The 18,038-nt window shown below is 70.7% G+C and carries 11 protein-coding genes and 3 pseudogenes; 7 read left to right on the forward strand and 7 right to left on the reverse strand.

All coding sequences use genetic code 11. The annotated features are described in order from the left end of the window. Positions 1-111 precede the first annotated feature (111 nt). The 3 genes from I6J71_RS04765 to I6J71_RS50320 all read left to right on the forward strand — a co-directional run bounded on the left by I6J71_RS04765 (position 112) and on the right by I6J71_RS50320 (position 1,838). On the forward strand, positions 112-783 hold the full coding sequence (locus I6J71_RS04765) for an LLM class flavin-dependent oxidoreductase (protein WP_370542080.1): 672 nt from the start codon (positions 112-114) through the stop codon (positions 781-783). Then, a complete protein-coding gene (locus I6J71_RS47625) occupies positions 780-941 on the forward strand; it encodes a hypothetical protein (protein ID WP_239155649.1) in 162 nt (53 codons plus the stop codon). The genes I6J71_RS04765 and I6J71_RS47625 overlap by 4 nt, the downstream gene beginning before the upstream one ends. Before the next feature lie 318 nt (positions 942-1,259). Continuing rightward, positions 1,260-1,838 (forward strand): hypothetical protein, encoded by a 579-nt coding sequence (locus tag I6J71_RS50320; protein WP_370542081.1) that lies wholly within the window; start codon positions 1,260-1,262, stop codon positions 1,836-1,838. Here the strand turns inward: I6J71_RS50320 and I6J71_RS04775 are convergent. Then, the gene (locus I6J71_RS04775; RefSeq protein WP_204093609.1) at positions 1,835-3,259 is read right to left on the reverse strand and encodes a bis-aminopropyl spermidine synthase family protein; all 1,425 of its coding nucleotides are present in this window, start codon (positions 3,257-3,259) and stop codon (positions 1,835-1,837) included. The genes I6J71_RS50320 and I6J71_RS04775 overlap by 4 nt on opposite strands. Positions 3,260-3,354: 95 nt before the next feature. Here I6J71_RS04775 and I6J71_RS04780 point away from each other — a divergent pair, with 95 nt between their 5' ends. Next, on the forward strand, positions 3,355-4,443 hold the full coding sequence (locus tag I6J71_RS04780; RefSeq protein WP_204093610.1) for an ABC transporter ATP-binding protein: 1,089 nt from the start codon (positions 3,355-3,357) through the stop codon (positions 4,441-4,443). A 37-nt stretch (positions 4,444-4,480) separates the two neighbouring features. Here the strand turns inward: I6J71_RS04780 and I6J71_RS04785 are convergent. Beyond that, positions 4,481-5,430: pseudogene (locus I6J71_RS04785) on the reverse strand (IS481 family transposase). Positions 5,431-5,527: 97 nt separating this feature from the next. On the opposite strand from I6J71_RS04785, the pseudogene I6J71_RS47630 reads away from it, so the two are divergent. Further along, a pseudogene (locus I6J71_RS47630) lies at positions 5,528-5,620 on the forward strand (ABC transporter permease); the annotation flags it as partial. A 218-nt stretch (positions 5,621-5,838) separates the two neighbouring features. On the opposite strand, the gene I6J71_RS04790 reads toward I6J71_RS47630, so the two are convergent. Then, complete coding sequence (locus tag I6J71_RS04790; RefSeq protein WP_239154432.1) at positions 5,839-6,069, reverse strand: hypothetical protein; 231 nt, start codon at positions 6,067-6,069, stop codon at positions 5,839-5,841. Between the two features lie 10 nt (positions 6,070-6,079). Then, positions 6,080-6,598, reverse strand: a complete 519-nt coding sequence (locus I6J71_RS04795) for a GNAT family N-acetyltransferase (protein ID WP_204093611.1) — start codon at positions 6,596-6,598, stop codon at positions 6,080-6,082. Between the two features lie 191 nt (positions 6,599-6,789). Here I6J71_RS04795 and I6J71_RS04800 point away from each other — a divergent pair, with 191 nt between their 5' ends. Next, positions 6,790-8,355, forward strand: coding sequence for a S8 family serine peptidase (locus I6J71_RS04800; protein ID WP_370542082.1), 1,566 nt, complete (start codon positions 6,790-6,792; stop codon positions 8,353-8,355). Positions 8,356-8,483: 128 nt separating this feature from the next. Here the strand turns inward: I6J71_RS04800 and I6J71_RS04805 are convergent, their stop codons facing one another. Then, positions 8,484-12,203, reverse strand: a complete 3,720-nt coding sequence (locus tag I6J71_RS04805; protein WP_204093612.1) for a multifunctional oxoglutarate decarboxylase/oxoglutarate dehydrogenase thiamine pyrophosphate-binding subunit/dihydrolipoyllysine-residue succinyltransferase subunit — start codon at positions 12,201-12,203, stop codon at positions 8,484-8,486. Between the two features lie 308 nt (positions 12,204-12,511). Here I6J71_RS04805 and I6J71_RS04810 point away from each other — a divergent pair, with 308 nt between their 5' ends. Then, positions 12,512-12,784: a hypothetical protein gene (locus tag I6J71_RS04810; protein WP_204093613.1), complete on the forward strand. Its 273-nt coding sequence runs from the start codon at positions 12,512-12,514 to the stop codon at positions 12,782-12,784. 112 nt (positions 12,785-12,896) lie between these two features. Here I6J71_RS04810 and I6J71_RS04815 read toward each other — a convergent pair. Next, a pseudogene (locus I6J71_RS04815) lies at positions 12,897-13,388 on the reverse strand (DUF4291 domain-containing protein); the annotation flags it as partial. Between the two features lie 44 nt (positions 13,389-13,432). Then, entirely contained in the window at positions 13,433-17,188 is a 3,756-nt protein-coding gene (locus I6J71_RS04820) for an ABC transporter ATP-binding protein (RefSeq protein ID WP_204093614.1), read from the reverse strand. Positions 17,189-18,038: the final 850 nt, after the last annotated feature.

Below are 18,038 nucleotides of genomic sequence, written 5' to 3' on the forward strand. Positions count from 1 at the left end.
CGCTACAAGACCCGCATGCCGATCGAACTCGGCCGGTACGGCAGCTGGTAGCCGGCGGCCTCGACCACTCCGGACCTGGCGCGGGAGATCGAGCGGCTCGGTTTCCCGACGTTGTGGTCCGCCGGTGCGCCGGCGGACCTCGTGGACGTCGACGAACTCCTCGAAGCGACCTCGACGCTGGTGATCGGCACCAGCATCGTCACCATCTGGGGCGGGGAGCCGGGCGTCGCCGCGGCGGCGTATCACCGCGTGACCGAGCGGTTCCCCGGCCGGTTCTGGCTCGGTGTCGGGGCCGGTCACCGGGAGCACACGCCGGCGTACCGCAAGACCCTCGCCGCGATGAACGCTTATCTCGACGCGCTCGACGCGGCTGGAGTGCCGGTGGCGGGCCGGGCGATCGCCGCACTGGGGCCGAAGATGCTGGCGCTGACGGCCGAGTGGGCGGGCGGGGCGGTGCCGTACCTGGTGCCGCCGGTGCACACGAAGCTCGCACGCGAGGCGCTGGGGCCGGCTGCGGTGCCGGCGCCGGAGATGAAGGTCGTGCTGGATCCGGGTCCGGTGCGCGCCTGGGACACGGCCCGCCGCGGATCGAAAACCCGACGCTCGGCCTGGTCAGCTACACCGCCAACCTGCGCCGCCTCGGCTTCACCGACGACGACCTCGCCGGCGAAGGCAGCGACCGGCTCATCGACGCCGTCGTCGCGCACGGTGGGGCGGCGACCGTCGCCGCGCGGCCGGCCGAACACCACGCCGCGGGCGCGGACCACGTCGCGATCCAGGTGATCACCACGCGGCACACAACGCGTCCCGATCTGCCCGGTGTGCAGCTGCAGGTCTACGACGACGAGGTGCTCGACGTCTACCGGGCGCTGGTGGCCGTGCTGCTCCGACGTTTCTGGACTTGTCGGTCCATTCTGCTGCGGACACGCTGGACGGCATGACGATCGAACTCGGCTCGTACGGCATTTGGCAGTCGGCGGCACTGACCACTCCGGACATGGCGGAGGAAATCGAACGGCTCGGCTTCACCACGTTGTGGGTCGCCGGCCCACCCGTGGACCTCGCCGGTGTCGACGAACTCCTCGAAGCGACCTCGACACTGGTGATCGGCACCAGCATCGTCACCATCGGGGCGGGATCCGGCCGTCGCCGCGGCGGCGTACCACCGCCTGGCCGAGCGGTTCCTCGGCCGGTTCCGGCTCGGCATCAAAGCCAGCCACCCCGAACAGACGCAGGAGTTCCGCAAACCGCTCGCCGCGGTGAAGCAGTACCTCGACGGCCTCGATGCGGGCGGGGTGCCGGTCGAAGAACGGGCGATCGCCGCGCTCGGCCCCAAGATGCTGGCACCGACCGCCGAGCGCGCGGGCGGGGCGGTGCCGTACCCGGTGCCGCCCGCGCACACGAAGCTCGCACGCGAGGCGCTGGGCCCGGCTGCGGTGCCGGCACCGGAGATGAAGGTCGTGCCGGACCCGGATCCGGTGCGCGCCCGCGCCACCGCCCGGCCGCGGATCAAGCACCCGTACCTCGGCCTGGTCAACTACACGACCAACCTCCGCCGCCTCGGCTTCACCGACGACGACCTCCGCCTCGGCTTCACCGACGACGACCTCGCCGGCGAAGGCAGCGACCGGCTCATCGACGCCGTCGTCGCGCACGGCGACGCGGCGACCGTCGCCGCGCGGCCGGCCGAACACCACGCCGCGGGCGCGGACCACGTCGCGATCCAGGTGATCACCACGCGGCACGCCGCTCACCCGACGCCGGCCGACGTCGAGCTCCAGGTCTACGACGACCAGGTGTTCGCCGTGTCCAAGGCCTTGGCCGCCGAGCTGTACTAGCGGTCCAGCAGCTCCACGAGCCGGTGCCGCGGCACGTCCACCAGCCGGAGGTCCGTCAGTTCGGCGGGGACATCGAGGGCGACGTTCGCGAGCCGCGCGTGGGCGCGGGTCAGGATCTCCGACGGGTGCTCGACCGCATCGGCCGTGACGATCGCGTGCCGGTTGTCCGGAGTGCTGCGCAGGAAGCGCAGGCGGTACTTGGCGGCGACCAGGTCCGTCAGCGCCGTCTGCGCGGCCGCGTCGGTGAGGTCCGGGTGATTGTTCGGCACCAGCAGCGCCAGGCGGCGGGCATTGGTGCCGAGCAACGTGCGCAGGAGCCAGGGACCCGGGTCGGCGGTGAGGTCCATCGCGACGGCGTCGCCCTCGGGACCGGAGGCGGACCAGTCGACGGGCCGGGTTTCGAGGGCGAGGCCGCCCTCGGTGGCGATCTCGCGCAGCGCCGACAGGAGTGCGGGTTTCGTCCCGGACGCTTCCACGGACTGCGGGCCGTGGGTGTAGATCGCCGCCTTTCCCTTGCGCCCGCCCGATTTCTTGGCTTTCGCCGTCGGCTGGCAGACGTAGAGGTCGGCGGCGGAACCGACGGCTTGCGCGCCGGCGTAGCGGTTGAAGTCCGGCAGGATCGCCTCGAACGTGAGGCCCAGCGTCGCGAGCGAACGCTGCACCTGGGCGCCGAGCGCGGGGTGGCGGGGGCTGTAGCCGTAGGCCAGCAGGACGCGGCCTTCGGTCGGCTCGCGCAGCGCCTGCACGGCCCGCGCGGCGAACAGCCCCATGCCCTCCGGCGTGTACGGCGGATCGCTGAAGACCAGGTCCGCGCGGCCCGCGACGGCAGGAGGCAACCCGATGCGCAGATCGGTGTGGGCGAGGGTGATCGTCCGGCCGCTCGTGGCGTCCAGGTAGGACAGCACGCGTTCGTCGAGGTCCACCACGGTCAGCTCGGCTTCTGGGCACACCGCGCGCACGGCGAGCGAGGTGAGGTCGTGGTCACCGAGGAAGAGCAGGCGGGAGCGGCGCAGGTCGTAGCGGGCGCTGAGCCACAACGCGCGGCGCAGCACTGTCTCGGGCGTCGCCTGAACGTGGTCGAGTGCGGCCAGCGGGGCCGGCACCGCGGCGATCTGCGTCGCCAGCTCCGCGAGCAGGTCCGGGTGCGCGGCGACGGCGTCGTCGAGCGGGTCGGGCAGGCGCGGCAGCCGATACGTCTCGTACGCGGGCAACGCGTCCGGCGAAATCCGGACACCCGCCGCGGAACGCTCCAGATCGGCCTCCAGTGCCATCAGCACGTCCTCGACGCTGCGCCGCGGTGCCGCGCTCAGCCGCACCAGGTCCGCGAGCTCGCGGGGACCCGTGCGGAGCAGGTCGATCACCTCGTACAGCGGGCGCACGCCGGCGCCGTGCGCGGCCAGGACGTCGTCGAGAGCGGTCACGGTCGCCGAGCCTAACCGGCCACTGGGCGGGAAAGGCTGCCAAGGCCCCGCCGAGTGGGCTACGGTCGATGAAGATCTGACGTGGGGAGAAGTCCGTGACAATCGAATTCCGCGACGTGACCAAACGGTATCCGGATGGCACGGTGGCCGTGAACGGACTCTCGCTCACCGTCGAGGACGGCACGGTCACCGTGCTCGTCGGCCCGTCCGGCTGCGGCAAGACCACCTCGCTGCGGATGATCAACCGCATGGTCGAGCCGACTTCGGGCGCAGTGCTGCTCGACGGCAAGGACGTGAGCGAAGGCGACCCGGCGCTGCTGCGCCGCGGCATCGGCTACGTGATCCAGCACGCCGGGCTCTTTCCACACAGGACGGTGCTCGACAACGTCGCGACCGTGCCCCTGCTGTCCGGCTGGGACAAGCGCAAGGCGCGTGCCCGCGCGGCCGAGCTGCTGGAGACGGTCGGCCTGCCCAAGGAGCTCGGCAAGCGGTACCCGGCGCAGCTCTCGGGCGGCCAGCAGCAGCGCGTGGGCGTGGCCCGGGCGCTCGCGGCCGATTCGCCGGTGCTGCTGATGGACGAGCCGTTCTCCGCCGTCGACCCCATCGTGCGCGAGGAGCTGCAGGACGAGCTGCTGCGGCTGCAGTCGCAGCTGGGCAAGACCATCGTGTTCGTCACGCACGACATCGACGAGGCCGTGCGGCTCGGCGACAAGATCGCGGTGCTGCGTGTGGGCGGCGTGCTCGCTCAGTACGGCACGCCGTCCGAGGTGCTGCGCCACCCCGTCGACGACTTCGTCGCGTCGTTCGTCGGCAAGGATCGCGGATACCGCGGGCTCTCCTTCGTGTCCGCGAACGGCGTCGAAGTGTCCCCTGTGGATCTCCTCGAGCTCGGCACCAAGGTGCCGGGTCCGACCGAGGGCTGGCAGCTCGTGGTGGACACCGAGAAGCAGCCCCGCGGCTGGCTCCCGCCCGGCTCCACTGTGGATGGTGACCTGACCGAGGCCGACCTCGTGGCCGGCGGTTCCCTGTACGTGCAGGGCACCCCGATCCGCGGCGCGCTCGACGCCGCGCTGTCCTCGCCCGCCGGCCTCGGCGTGGTGGTCGACGACGGGCATCGTGTCGTCGGCGCGGTCGTGGCCCGCCAGGTCCTGGATGTGATCGAGGCCACCCCGCAAGCGTCCTGAAGGGCGGGTTCTTCGGCGAGCTAGGTGTATTTGGCCATCAGGTTGGTGGCAGTCGGCTGGTGGGTGGGCGTCCGCCGAGTGCGCTGTGGCGGAGTTGAGTGTTGTAGTACTCGAGCCAGGGTGCAAGGGCGCCGGCTCGGTCGGTGTTGCTCGTGAAGACCTGCCGGTGGGCCCATTCGGTGTGCAGAGTCCGGTTGAGGCGCTCGACTTCCCGTTCTGCCAGGGGCAGTGCGGCTTGATGAACCTCTGCCGGATGCCGTGCCCGGCGCAGACCCCACGCAGGGACCGGCGATAGGCCCAGGCGTTGTCGGTCATCAATCGCTGATGCCGGTGATGCCGTGGCCGGCGAAGTAGGTGATTGCCCGGAGCAAGAATGCAGCACAGGTCGGTCCCTTCTCGTCCAGGAGGATCTCGGAACAGGCCAGCCGCGAGTGGTCATCAACCAGGGAGTGGACGTAGTCGAACCCGACCTTGACACTGCGGGACATGGCCGCGTGCACCGGGAAGCCACCCCGCGCCGTCGGGAATGCGGCCGATCTTCTTGACATCCATGTGGACCAGCTCGCCGGGCCGGTCCCGCTCATAGCGCACCGCGGTGGTCTTGCTGGCCCGGATCACCTCGCCGGTCAACGGGTCGAGCGTCGTCAATCGCGGGATATTGTTGCGGGCCGGCACCCGCGACACTGTCCGCGTCGGCACTCCCAGCTCGGCTCCGAGCCAGTCCGGCCCACGACGCTGGCTCTGGCGCAGGTGCACAATCCGGCGCTCGGTCTCCTCGCTCGTCCGTCGAGGTGAGGAATGCGGGCGCGAAGACCGATCACGAAGACCGGGCTCGCCCTCCGCGGCATACCGGTCCAGCCAGGTTTTCACGCAGTTACGAGAGATCCCCATCGCGGACGCGGTGTGCGCCTTCGGCCACCCCGCCCGGTGACGTTGGACGATCAGCAACCTGCCCACGAATGTGGTCCGGGCATTACGGTGAGACACGAGAGCCTCCGCCTGGAGTGGGTCCTCGACAAACCACACCCCACCCGGAGGCTCTCCCCACGTCAACCAGGCCCCTCGCCACCAACCTCCTGGCCAAATACAGCTAGGGCGCTACCTCGGCAGCGCGAACAACCGCGGCGAAATCCTGGGCGACCTCGGCGAGCACGTCTACCTCGCGCTCGTGCCGCTCGATCGCGTGTCACCGGGTGTTCCGGGAGCGGTCAGCGGGTAGGGCGCTGAAGCGGTCGATGCAGTCTTCGCAGCTCAGACCCGATGGCGGTGACTGCAGCACGGTGTCGGTGATCCGGTCGGCCGTTGATGGCAGCTTGTGCGGCGAGGCTTACGCTGGGTGGGCCTGGGCGTGCCGGGCCGCAAGGCTGTCAGGGGTCAGCAGGCATGGCGGTCACCCTAGGTCGACGAACGTGGTTCGTGATCACTTGTCTCGACCTCGAAGCGGGTAACGAAGCCGGCGCCGTCGCGGCGGACGTGCCAGTCGCGGGCGATGCGAATGGCGTAGTCCTCGTTCAGCACCGGGTAGAAGATCGGCTGCTCGGGCAGCCGCGGCGGCCACACGCGCCAGTCGAGCTGCCGCACGAGCTCCAGCTCCACCGGGCCGGTCGGGCGCCAGAGGATGGTCATCGGGGTTCCTTCAGAGTCGGTCGAACGCCGGTGCGTAGCGGAACGCACCGCGGTTTTCCGGCGTGTACGCGGCGAGCGTGCGGGCCTGGAAGTGCGGCGCCCACGCGGCCACGGGCGGGGTGATACCGAGCTCTTCGGCCAGGACGAAGCCGAAGCGCGTGTAGTACGCCGGGTTGCCGAGCAGGACGAGCACGCCGTAGCCGAGCGCGTTGGCCGCGCCGGCCGTCGCGTGCACGAGCGCCGAGCCGACGCCCGCGCGTTGGCTCGAGGGCAGCACGCCGAGTGGTCCGAAACCCACCGCGGACTTCGGATCGTCCCCGACAACGGCCGGGCTGGAGCACGCGTGGCCCACGACCACACCGTCCACTGTGGCGACCAGTGACAGCGCCGGCACGAGGTCCCCGTCCGCGCGCAGCCCGTCGACGAGCACGGCCTCGGGCACCACGTCCAGCCCGTCCTGAGCGAAGGCAGCGGTGTGGACCGCACGGATGGCGTTCTCGTCACTACGGGTTGCCTGGCGGATCAGCATGCTTGAAATTCTTCCCGGCCCCGCGCCCGCGCGTAAAACCGTTTTCCGACGTGCCCATGTGCTTTTGTGCCTGCTCCGAACAGCGGAGTGCCGTTGAAAATCCGCCGCGAGGGCCGTCCTTCCTGCGACCGGGGCCGCGCACCTAGCCTCGGGCCAACAAGGTGTTCGCGCTGGTCGAGGAGGGACGAACTGTGCGGAAATCTCGGGGAACGTTGAGCAGAAGCCTGGCGGCGCTGGGGAGTGTGGCTTCGATCGTGATCCTCACCGTGTTCGGGAGCGGGGTGGCGTTCGCCCAGGAAGGCCCGATCGTCGGTGCGGGTGGCGCCGGTGCGGTCAAGGACAGCTACCTCGTGGTGCTCAAGGACGGCACCTCGGTGGACTCGACGGCGAAGAGCGTGACCGGCAGGCACGGCGGCTCCATCGAGCGGACGTTCTCGACGGCGTTGCACGGCTTCAGCGGCACGATGTCCGAGACCCAAGCCAAACGCACGGCTGCGGACCCCGATGTGTCCTTTGTGGAGCAGAACCGCGTCCTCCACGCCACGCAGGACCAATCGGACCCGCCGTCGTGGGGCCTCGACCGGGAAGACCAGCGTGACCTGCCGCTCGACGCGAAGTACAGCTACAGCACGACAGCAGCCGACGTGCACGCGTATGTGATCGACACGGGGATCAACCTCACCCACTCCGAATTCGACGGCCGCGCAGTCTCCGGGCACGATTTCGTGGACAACGACGACGACGCCACTGACTGCTACGGCCACGGCACGCACGTGGCCGGCACGATCGGCGGCAAGACCTTCGGTGTGGCCAAGGAAGTCTCGCTGACGGCCGTGCGCGTGCTCGACTGCACCGGCAGCGGCACGACCGACCAGGTCGTCGCCGGCATCGACTGGGTCACCGCGAACGCCGTGAAGCCGGCCGTGGCGAACATGAGCCTCGGCGGCGCGGTCTCCGATGTGGTGGACGAGGCCGTGCAGCGGTCGATCGCGGCGGGCGTCACGTACGGCATCGCGGGTGGCAACTCCTCCGGCGCCAGCGCGTGTGACGCTTCGCCCGCGCGCGTGCCCGAGGCCATCACCGTCGGCGCCACCACGAACACCGACGCCAGGTCCGACTTCTCCAACATCGGTACTTGTCTCGACATCTTCGCACCGGGCACCGACATCACTTCGGCCTGGATCGGCAGCGACACCGCGACGAACACCATCAGCGGCACGTCGATGGCGACCCCGCACGTGGTCGGCGCCGCGGCGCTGTACCTGGCCGACCACCCGTCGGCCACGCCGGAGGAGGTTCGCGACGCACTGGTGAACGCGGGCACGAAGGACAAGGTCACCAACGCGGGTACGGGCTCGCCGAACGTCCTGGTCTACTCCGGCTCCGACGGTTCGGCCGGCCCACCGTCGGCCGGCTGCACGGCCACGGCCGACGACGATGTCGCGATCCCGGACTCCGGTCGCGCGGTGACGAGCTCGGTGACGCTGACCGACTGCGCGCGCACCGCCTCGGCAGCGGCGACCGTCGACGTGCACATCGTGCACACCTACGTCGGTGACCTGGTCATCGACCTGGTGGCGCCCGACGGCACCAGATACCGGCTGAAGCACGCCGGCGACGACGCGGCCCATGATGTCAACGCCACCTACACCGTGGACACCTCGGCGCAGGACGCCGACGGTACCTGGCAGCTGCGGGTGCGAGACACCGGCCATGCCGACACTGGCCGGATCGACAGCTGGACCCTGACCGTCTGACCGGTTGGACCAGCCGAGTTCCCGCTCGCCGTTCCGCAGGTGGGTGGCCCACGGGGCCGCGAGCCGGGGAAACCGGCGGAGGCCGCCACGGGACAACCCGTGGCGGCCTCCGCCGGATCAGGCCTCGGTCACTCGAACGCCTTGGCGATCAGCGCCTTCTGCTCGACCTCGTGGACCTTCGACGAGCCGGCCGACGGGGCGGCCATCGGGCGGCGGGAAGCGACCTGCAGGCCCGCGAAGACCTCCGGGAACTTCCGCGGCAGGTTGAGACCGAAGAACGGCCAAGCGCCCTGGTTCTCCGGCTCCTCCTGCACCCACGTGATCTGCTTCGCGTTGCTGTACCGCTCGATCGCGGCGAGCAGCTTCTTCTTCGGCAGCGGGTAGTACTGCTCGATGCGCACGATCGCGACATCGTGGGCCTCGCGCTTCGCCCGCTCCGCGACGAGCTCCCAGTAGAGCTTGCCCGAAGTCAGCAGCACCTTGCGGACCGATTCCGGGTTCGGCGTGGTGTCGTCGATGACGGACATGAACCGGCTCTGACCGGTGAAGTCCTCGACCCGCGAGACGGCGGCCTTGTTGCGCAGCATCGACTTCGGCGTGAAGACCACGAGCGGCCGCTGGATGCCGTCGAGGGCGTGGCGGCGCAGCAGGTGGAAGTAGTTCGCCGGCGTCGACGGCACGGAGACGGTCATCGAGCCCTCCGCGCACAGCGAGAGGAAGCGCTCGATGCGGCCCGACGTGTGGTCCGGGCCCTGGCCCTCGTGGCCGTGCGGCAGCAGCAGCACGACGTCGGAGCGCTGGCCCCACTTGGCCTCGCCCGAGGAGATGTACTCGTCGATCACGCTCTGCGCGCCGTTGACGAAGTCACCGAACTGCGCTTCCCACAGCACCAGCGACTCGGGGTTGGCTACCGAGTAGCCGTACTCGAAGCCGACGGCCGCGTACTCCGACAGCGCCGAGTCGTAGATCATCACGCGGCCCTGACCGTCGGCCAGGTGCTGCAGCGGCGAGTACTCCTGGCCGGTCTTGCGGTCGATGAACACCGAGTGCCGCTGGGTGAACGTGCCGCGGCGGGAGTCCTGACCGGAGAGCCGCACCAGGCGGCCCTCCAGCGCCAGCGACCCGAACGCCAGCAGCTCGCCGAACGCCCAGTCGATGTCGCCCTCGCGGGACATCTTGTGGCGGCGCTCCATCACCGGCTTGACGCGCGGGTGCGGCGTGAAGCCCTCGGGGACGTCGACGAACGCGTCGCCGATCCGCTCCACGACGTCCTGGCTGACGGCGGTGGTGACCTTCGCGGGCACCTGCTGCTCCTCCTCCACCGAGGGGCTCGCCTTCGCCGGGTGCTTCTCGAGCTCACGGACCTCGTTGAACACGTGCTCCAGCTGGCTGGAGAAGTCGCGCAGCGCGGCCTCGGCCTCATCGACGGAGATGTCACCGCGGCCGATCAGCGACTCGGTGTAGATCTTCCGGACCGAGCGCTTCGTGTCGATGATGTCGTACATCGCCGGCTGCGTCATCGACGGGTCGTCGCCCTCGTTGTGGCCGCGGCGGCGGTAGCAGATCAGGTCGATGACGACGTCCTTGTGGAACGCCTGGCGGTACTCCACGGCAAGCTTGGCGACCCAGTGGGCGGCCTCGGGGTCGTCGCCGTTCACGTGGAAGATCGGCGAGCCGATCATCTTCGCGACGTCGGTGGCGTACTGCGACGAGCGGGAGTGCTCGGGCGCGGTGGTGAAGCCGACCTGGTTGTTGACGATCACGTGCACGGTGCCGCCGGTGCGGTAGCCGCGCAGCAGCGCCAGGTTCAGCGTCTCGGCCACGACACCCTGTCCCGCGAAGGCCGCGTCGCCGTGCATCAGGACGGGCAGCACCGAGTAGCCGCCGGTGGCGCTGTCGCCCTTGTCGAGGATGTCCTGCTTCGCGCGGACGATGCCCTCGAGCACCGGGTCGACGGTCTCCAGGTGCGACGGGTTCGCGGTCAGCGACACCTTCGTCTCGCCGTCGCCGAACATGCGGAAGTACTTGCCCTCGGCGCCGAGGTGGTACTTCACGTCGCCGGAACCGTGGGCCTGGCCCGGGTCGAGGTTGCCCTCGAACTCCTGGAAGATCTGGCTGATCGGCTTGCCGACGATGTTGGCCAGCACGTTCAGGCGGCCGCGGTGCGGCATGCCGATGACGACCTCGTCGAGCTCGTGCTCGGCCGCCTTGTCGAGGATGGTGTCGAGCAGCGGGATCGCCGTCTCGCCGCCCTCCAGTGAGAACCGCTTCTGGCCGACGTACTTGGTCTGCAGGAAGGTTTCGAACGCCTCGGCGGCGTTGAGCTTCGACAGCACGTACTTCTGGACGGTGGAGTCCGGCTTCTCGTGGGGGATCTCCACGCGCTCCTGGATCCAGCGCCGCTCCTCGGGGTCGAGGATGTGCGTGTACTCGATGCCGACGGTCCGACAATACGAGTTGCGCAGCACGCCCAGGATGTCGCGAAGCGTCATCCGCTCCTGGCCGGCGAAGCCGCCGACCGGGAACTCGCGGTCGAGGTCCCACAGGGTGAGGCCGTGGGAGAGCACGTCGAGGTCGGCGTGGCTGCGCTGGCGGTAGTTCAGCGGGTCGGTGTCGGCCATCAGGTGGCCGCGCATCCGGAACGCGTCGATCAGCTCGATCACGCGGGCGGTCTTGTCGACCGGGCCCTCGGGGATGTCGTTGACCCAGCGAATCGGCTCGTACGGCAGGCGCAGGCTGGTGAAGACGTCGTCGTAGAAGCCGTCCTCGCCGAGCAGCAGCTCGTGGATGCGCTTGAGGAACTCACCGGACTCCGCACCCTGGATGATGCGGTGGTCGTAGGTGGAGGTCAGCGTCATGATCTTGCTGACGGCCAGGTCGACCAGCGTCTTCTCGCTCGTGCCCTCGAACGAGGCCGGGTACTGCATGGCGCCGACCCCGATGATCGCGCCCTGGCCGGCCTGCAGGCGCGGCACCGAGTGGTTGGTGCCGATGCCGCCCGGGTTGGTCAGCGAGATCGTGGTGCCCGAGAAGTCGTCCGCGGTGAGCTTGTTGTTGCGGGCCTTCTTGATGATCTCTTCGTAGGCCTGCCAGAACTGCAGGAACGACATGTCCTCGACGCCCTTGACCGAGGCCACGACGAGGGTGCGCGAGCCGTCCTTGCCCTTCATGTCGATGGCGAGGCCGAAGTTCACGTGCTCCGGCGTGACCGCGAACGGCTTCCCGTCGATCAGCTGGTAGTGCCGGTTCATGTTCGGGAAGTCCTTCAGCGCCCGCACCATGGCGTAGCCGATGAGGTGCGTGAAGGAGATCTTGCCGCCGCGGGTGCGCTTGAGGTGGTTGTTGATGACGATGCGGTTGTCGGCCATCAGCTTGGCCGGGACGGCGCGGACGCTGGTCGCGGTGGGCACGGACAGCGAGGCGTCCATGTTCTTCGCGATGGCCGCGGCGGCGCCCCGCAGCTGCTTGGTCTCGGGCTCTTCCTTGGCGGCCGGCTCCTTCGCGGCGGCCGCGGGGGCCGGCTTCGCGGGGGCACTCGTCGGGGCGCTGGGCCGAGCCGGGGCGGCCGCGGGCTTGGCGGGCTGGGCCGCGGGCTTGGCGGGTGTGGCGGTGGGCTGGGCGGGCGCAGCGCTCGTGGCCGGCTCGGCGACGTGACCGTTGCCGGTCGTAGCGGCCGGGGTGGCGGCGCTGTCGGCCTTCGCCGGTGCCGCCTGCGTCGGCTTGAAGTCCGCGAAGAAGTCGTGCCACGCGGCATCGACTGAGGAGGGGTCCGCAAGGAACTGGTCGTACATTTCCTCGACCAGCCACTCGTTGGGACCGAACTGTGACGCAGGGCTGCTGCTGGACACGGCTTGGGCTCGCCTCTATCCGTCTCGATCTTGTCTGTGCTAATGCGCCTACCAGGCTAACCCCCTCTGTGACGGCCGTGTGATGGAACTGCCCCGTGTGAGGCCTGGCGCACTAGGGGATCGGTCACTGACACGATCAAGTGTCCCGAGGAGCGGACGTCGGCGACCGGACACGCCCATTTCGGGCAACGTTGGCGAGCCCTTCTCCACGTTGCCCGGCCGCGTTCACGCCGGGCGAGTGGACTGGCCGGAGGATGCGGCCCACGTCGGCTGTGCGCCGCAACGGCTCTGCGAGGTGGTGCAACGCGATGTGGCTGGTCGAGTGCCCGTCGTTCTGGGACCAGGGGCTCATCCGCCCGCTCGTGGTCGCCAGCGGCAAGGTCGTCCTGATGTGCGACTCGTGCGGTGTGGTCTGGCGCACGCCCACCGACATCGACGAGTTCGAGCACGTGGAGCCCTGCGAGCCCGACTGGTCGATCGACCAGCACGACCACGTCCGCCCCGGCACGGTCCGCTGGGCCTCGGCCGCGGAAGTGACGTCGGCGGGCTGGGGCGAGCTGAAGTGGCGTGAGCTGCCTTAGCCACTTTCCCGGTCGGCGTCGACGGCTTCGGCGAGGTCTGCGAGGAGCGGCAGGGCTCTTCGGCGGGCAGGAGAGCCTCGGCGCCGGTCACGCGCCCGGCCGCCAAGTGCTCACGGATGTCCCGCATGACCGGTGTGACGTCGGTGATCCCGGTGATCCACTCGGCCACGTACCGGTCGACGGCCTCGCCGCTCAGCCCGAGCTGGATCGACCGGTGCGCCAGCGCCCGGTGGCGCACGTCGCGCTCCGGATCCCGCTGGACCCGGACAGTGCTCGCCCGCACCGCCGCCCGCCAGGCGTCGCGGTCGGCGTGCACGTTGTAGTGGCTGAGCGCCGCGTGGCCCAAGACCCAGGCGAAGCCCTCGCGGGTGAGGTCGACCGCCGGCACCCGCTCCTGGCCCGCCTTGGTGGCCCACCCGCTGCGGTAGCCCATCCACCGGAACGACGGCTTGATCCACGTCATCCGCTCCCGCTTGAACGGCGCCACGAACGTGCCCGCGGTCAGCACTGCTTCCGCGATCACCGGTGAGCACGCCTGGTGGACCCGGACGGTGCGCTCGTCGTGCCGGACGCGGATCCGGCGGAACGGGACTTCGTCGGGCATGGCGCAGATTCTCGCGGCGCGCCGCGGCGGTGGCGACAGAGTTTTCAGCCCAACGACCACAGGCGCGCGTAGTGGCCGCCGGCGGCCAGGAGGTCCGCGTGGGTGCCCTGTTCGATGATGCGGCCGTGGTCGAGGACGACGATGCGGTCGGCCTTCGCGGCGGTGGCCAGGCGGTGCGCGACGACGAACGTGGTGCGGCGGCGGGAGAGGTTCTCGGTCGCGCGCAGGACGGTGGCCTCGGTGGACGGGTCGAGCGCGGCGGTGGCTTCGTCGAGCAGCAGCACGTCCGGGTCGACGAGTTCGGCGCGGGCGAGCGCGACGAGCTGGCGCTGGCCCGCGGACAGGGACCGGCCGCGTTCGCCGACGGGCTGGAGGAAGCCGGACGGCAGGGCGGCGACGCCGTCGAGGGCGCCGACCGCGCGGACGGCGGCCTCGACCTCCGCGTCGGAAGCCGAGGGGCGGCCGTAGCGGACGTTGTCGGCGACGGTGCCCGAGAACAGGTGAGCCTCCTGCGGGACGACGCCCATGCGGGCGCGCAGGCTGGGCAGGTCGTACTCGCGCACGTCGACGCCGTCGATCAGCACGGCGCCGCCCGTGGCGTCGTAGTAGCGGGCCACCAGCTTCACCGCCGTGGACTTGCCCGCGCCGGTCGCGCCGACGAGCGCGATCGTCTCCCCGGGCGCCACGTCGAGCACCAGCTTTTCCAGCGCCGGCTGCTCGGCACCCGCGTACGAGAAGTCGACGTCCTTGAACGTCACCTCGCCGCTGAGGTGCTCCGGCAGCGCGACGGGGTGCTCGGCGGGCGGCACCGACGTCGGCGTGCGCAGCAGGTCGCCGATGCGGCTCAGGCCGACGCGGGCCTGCTGGTAGCCGTCGAACACCGAAGACAGCTGCTGGATCGGTGAGAAGAACTGCTGCAGGTACAGCAGGAAACCGAGCAGCACGCCGGCCTCCAGCGTCCCGGCGGCCACGCGATTCGCGCCGACCACCAGCACCGTGGTGGTCGCCAGATCGGACAGCAGCGCGACCAGCGGGAAGTACGTCGCGATGTAGCGCTGTGCCCGCAGCCGCGACCGGCGGTACTCGTCGCTGCGGGACGCGAATGCCGCCGCCGACCGCTCCTCGCGCGTGTACGCCTGGGCCACGCGCAGGCCGCTCACGTTCTCCTGCATATCGGCGTTGACCACGCTGACCTTCTCGCGCGCCTCGCTGTACGCGCGCGATGCGACGCGGCGGAACACCAGCGTCGCCACCAGCAGCACCGGCAGCATCGCGAGCGCGTAGAGCGCCAGCGACGCGTCGGTGACCAGCAGCGCGACGGTGATGCCCACGAGCGTCAGGGCGCTCACCACGGCCGTGGCCAGCCCGGTCTGCAGGAACGTCGACAGCGCGTCGACGTCCGTGGTCATCCGGGTCATGATCTTCCCGGACAGCTCGCGCTCGTAGTAGTCGAGCCCGAGCCGCTGCAGGTGCGCGTAGCTGCGCACGCGCAGCGAGTACAGCACCGTCTCGCCGACGCGCGCCGTCAGCCGCGTCTGGCCGCGCACCACGAGCCAGTCGGCGGCCACCACGAGCGCGCCGATCGCCGACATCGCCCAGACGACGCTCTCGACCCCCGGCTGCACGCCGTGGTCCACGCCCCGCTGGTACAGCGCGGGCAACGCCAGGGACGCCAGCGCATCGGCCGCCACCAGCGCGATCACCGCGATCAACGGCCACCGCACCGGCCGCAGCAGCCGCGAGAGCCGGAAACCCGGGTCCGGTGCCGTGACATCCACTTCGGGCAGGCGCGGCCGGTCGTCGGCGGGTGGCAGCTTCCGCACGCCCTCCAACAGTTCGGGTGTCGGCGGCACGTCGGCGCCGGCCCCGGCGAACCCGGATCCGCCACCCGGCTGGCCGCCGCGGGCGAGTGCGGCCTCGGCCAGCGCGTCGACCTCGTCGTGGTCGTCGTCGCGCGGCCACAGCACGGCCGTGACGCCGGTGGCGTCGGGCTCGAGGTCGTCGCAGTGGTGCGGCTTCTCGACGTCGTCGCCCGGCCCCGCCACGAGCTCGCGGAACAACGGGCAGCGAGCGGCCAGCTCCTCCTCCGTGCCGACGTCGACGACCTTGCCCTGGTCGAGCACGGCGATCCGGTCGGCCAGCTGCAGCGTGGAGCGGCGGTGCGCGATGAGCAGCGTGGTGCGCGTGGCCGTGACCGAGCGCAGCGTGTCGTGGATCGCGGCCTCGGTGACGGTGTCGATCGCCGACGTCGCGTCGTCCAGGATCAGCACGCGCGGGTCGGTCATCAGCGCCCGCGCGAGGCCCAGGCGCTGCCGCTGCCCGCCTGAGAGCGTCAGCCCGCGCTCGCCGACCTCCGTGTCGTAGCCGTGCGGCAGCGCGCGGATGAACTCGTCGGCTTCGGCCGCGCGCGCCGCCGCGTGCACCTCTTCGTCGCTCGCGTCGGGCCGGCCGTACGCGATGTTGTCGCGCACCGACGCCGAGAACAGGAACGCCTCCTCGAACACCACGCCGATCGCCTGGCGCAGCTGCTTGAGCGGCACGTCGCGGACGTCGACGCCGCCCACGCGCACTGCGCCCGCGTGCACGTCGTAGAACCGAGGCAGCAGCAGCGAGATCGTGGACTTGCCCGAGCCGGCGGTGCCCACCAGCGCGAGCGTCTCGCCCGGCCGCGCGGTGACCGACAGCCCGTCGAGCACCGGTTCGCTGCGCGTGTACCCGAACCGCACGTCGTCGAGTTCGACGCTCAGCGGGCCCTCGGGCAGCGGCCGCGCGTCGGGGCTGTCCGCGACCTCCGGCTGTGCGTCGATGAGCTCGTAGACGCGCTCGGCGCCCGCGCGCGTGAGCTGTGCTTGCACCACGAGGCCCGACAGGAGACGCGCGGGCCCGATCAGCGTCGCGAGGTAGGTGGCGAAGGCCAGGAACGTGCCGAGGCTGATCTGGCCGTTCAGCGCGAAGATGCCGCCGATCGCGAGCACCGCCACCTGGCCCGCCGCGGGCAGCGCCGACGTGGTGGCCGTGGGGAGCGCCGCCAGCTTGGCAGCGCGCAGGCGCTCGGCGAACAAGCGCCTCGCCGTGCGCTCCAGCCGGGAAACCTCACGCGACTCCTGGCCGAAGCCCTTCACCACGCGCACGCCGGTGACGGTCTCCTCCACGTGCTGCGCGACGTCGGCCGCCCGCTGCTGCGCCGACCACGTGGCCGGGAACAGCCGTTTGCGGCTCAGCGCCACCACGATCCCGACGGCCGGCGCCACCACCAGCGCGATGAGGGTGAGCAGCGGCGACATCCACAGCATCGCGCCCAGCGCGAGCCCCGCGAAGATCACCGAGCCCGCCGACAGCGGTACCTGCATCAGCAGGCCGGTGACCAGCTGCAGGTCGGAGATCGCGCGCGAGACCACCTGGCCCGTGCGCAGCGCGTCCTGTTTGCCGCCGTCGAGCCGCGAGACCGCGCCGAACACGCGGTTGCGCAGGTCGTGCTGCACGTCGAGCGCGAGCCGGCCGCCGACGTACCGGCGCAGGAACGCCGACCCGAACGCCACCACCTGCAGCGTGACCAGTGCCGCCGCGATGCCGCCGAGCTGCGTGGTGTGCCCCGCCACGGCGTCGTCGACGGCCGAACGCACCAGCAGCGGGCTCGCCGCCTGCACGCCGACGGACAGGATCGCCGCGGCCATGGCCAGCACGACGACCCCGCGGTGTTCCCAGCACGCGGCAGAGAGGCGGCGCACCCAGCCGGCGCTCGGGGTCGGCGTCTCACCAGCGGGGCGGTCTTGACGCGCACGCGTCGCAGTGGTGGTCACGGTTCAAATCTAGGCACGCACACCGACTTTTTATTCCGCTTCACCGCCGCGGCGACCTCCTTCACCCGTTCGCCCCGACCCGCACCCCAGGCCGGCCAACACCAAAAAACCCCTTGTCCCACAACGCCTTCCCGACCGCCCGGTCACCCCTCACCGCCGCCTTCCGATCGCGCCGGGCGAACAACCGCACCCAGCCAAACCCGGCCTCGCACCGCACCCGCCACCGCCCGCACTGCGGCCGCCGAGCGGTACAAAGCCCCGCTCCAGGCTCGTACACACAACACCAACCGCGCAGACAGACCGTCCTCCCGCTCATCCACCCCAGCTCTGCGTCGCTCGCACGGCCCGCACCGCGCCGTCCGCGGCCTCGCCCACCGGCACACCCCACCGCCAACACGGACCGCACCAACCGGGCGCCCCACTCAACTGGCAACTGGATCGTGCTGGGTTGGCCCCGGTCACCCCGGGCGATCCGCTCACCTGGGCCACCGTGCTGGGTTGGCCCCGGTCACCCCAGGCGATCCACTCACCTGGGCGACCGTGCTGGGTTGGCCACCGATCGCACCGCGGGGCTCCGGGGGCTCGGCCCCCGGGCAATACATCGCCCCTTCCCAGGGAGCACGAAGTGCGAACAGGAAGGGCCAGAAGGGGCGACCCGCTCAACCAGCCTGGGGGTCACTGGGAGCGGGTCGCCGACTCCAAGCTTAGGTAATAACTCGGGAGTTCGCTCCCCGGGGTGTTCAACCGACCTCGATTACTTCTTCACCGGGTGAGCTCGCAACCGGTGAAGAAGCACGTTCAGGTTTGTGAAACCCCTCGTCAAGGCGATGCGTCCGCTCGGCAGGTGCCG

Origin of the sequence: Amycolatopsis sp. FDAARGOS 1241, from assembly GCF_016889705.1 — a bacterium.
In the GTDB taxonomy this organism is placed as follows: Bacteria; Actinomycetota; Actinomycetes; order Mycobacteriales; family Pseudonocardiaceae; genus Amycolatopsis.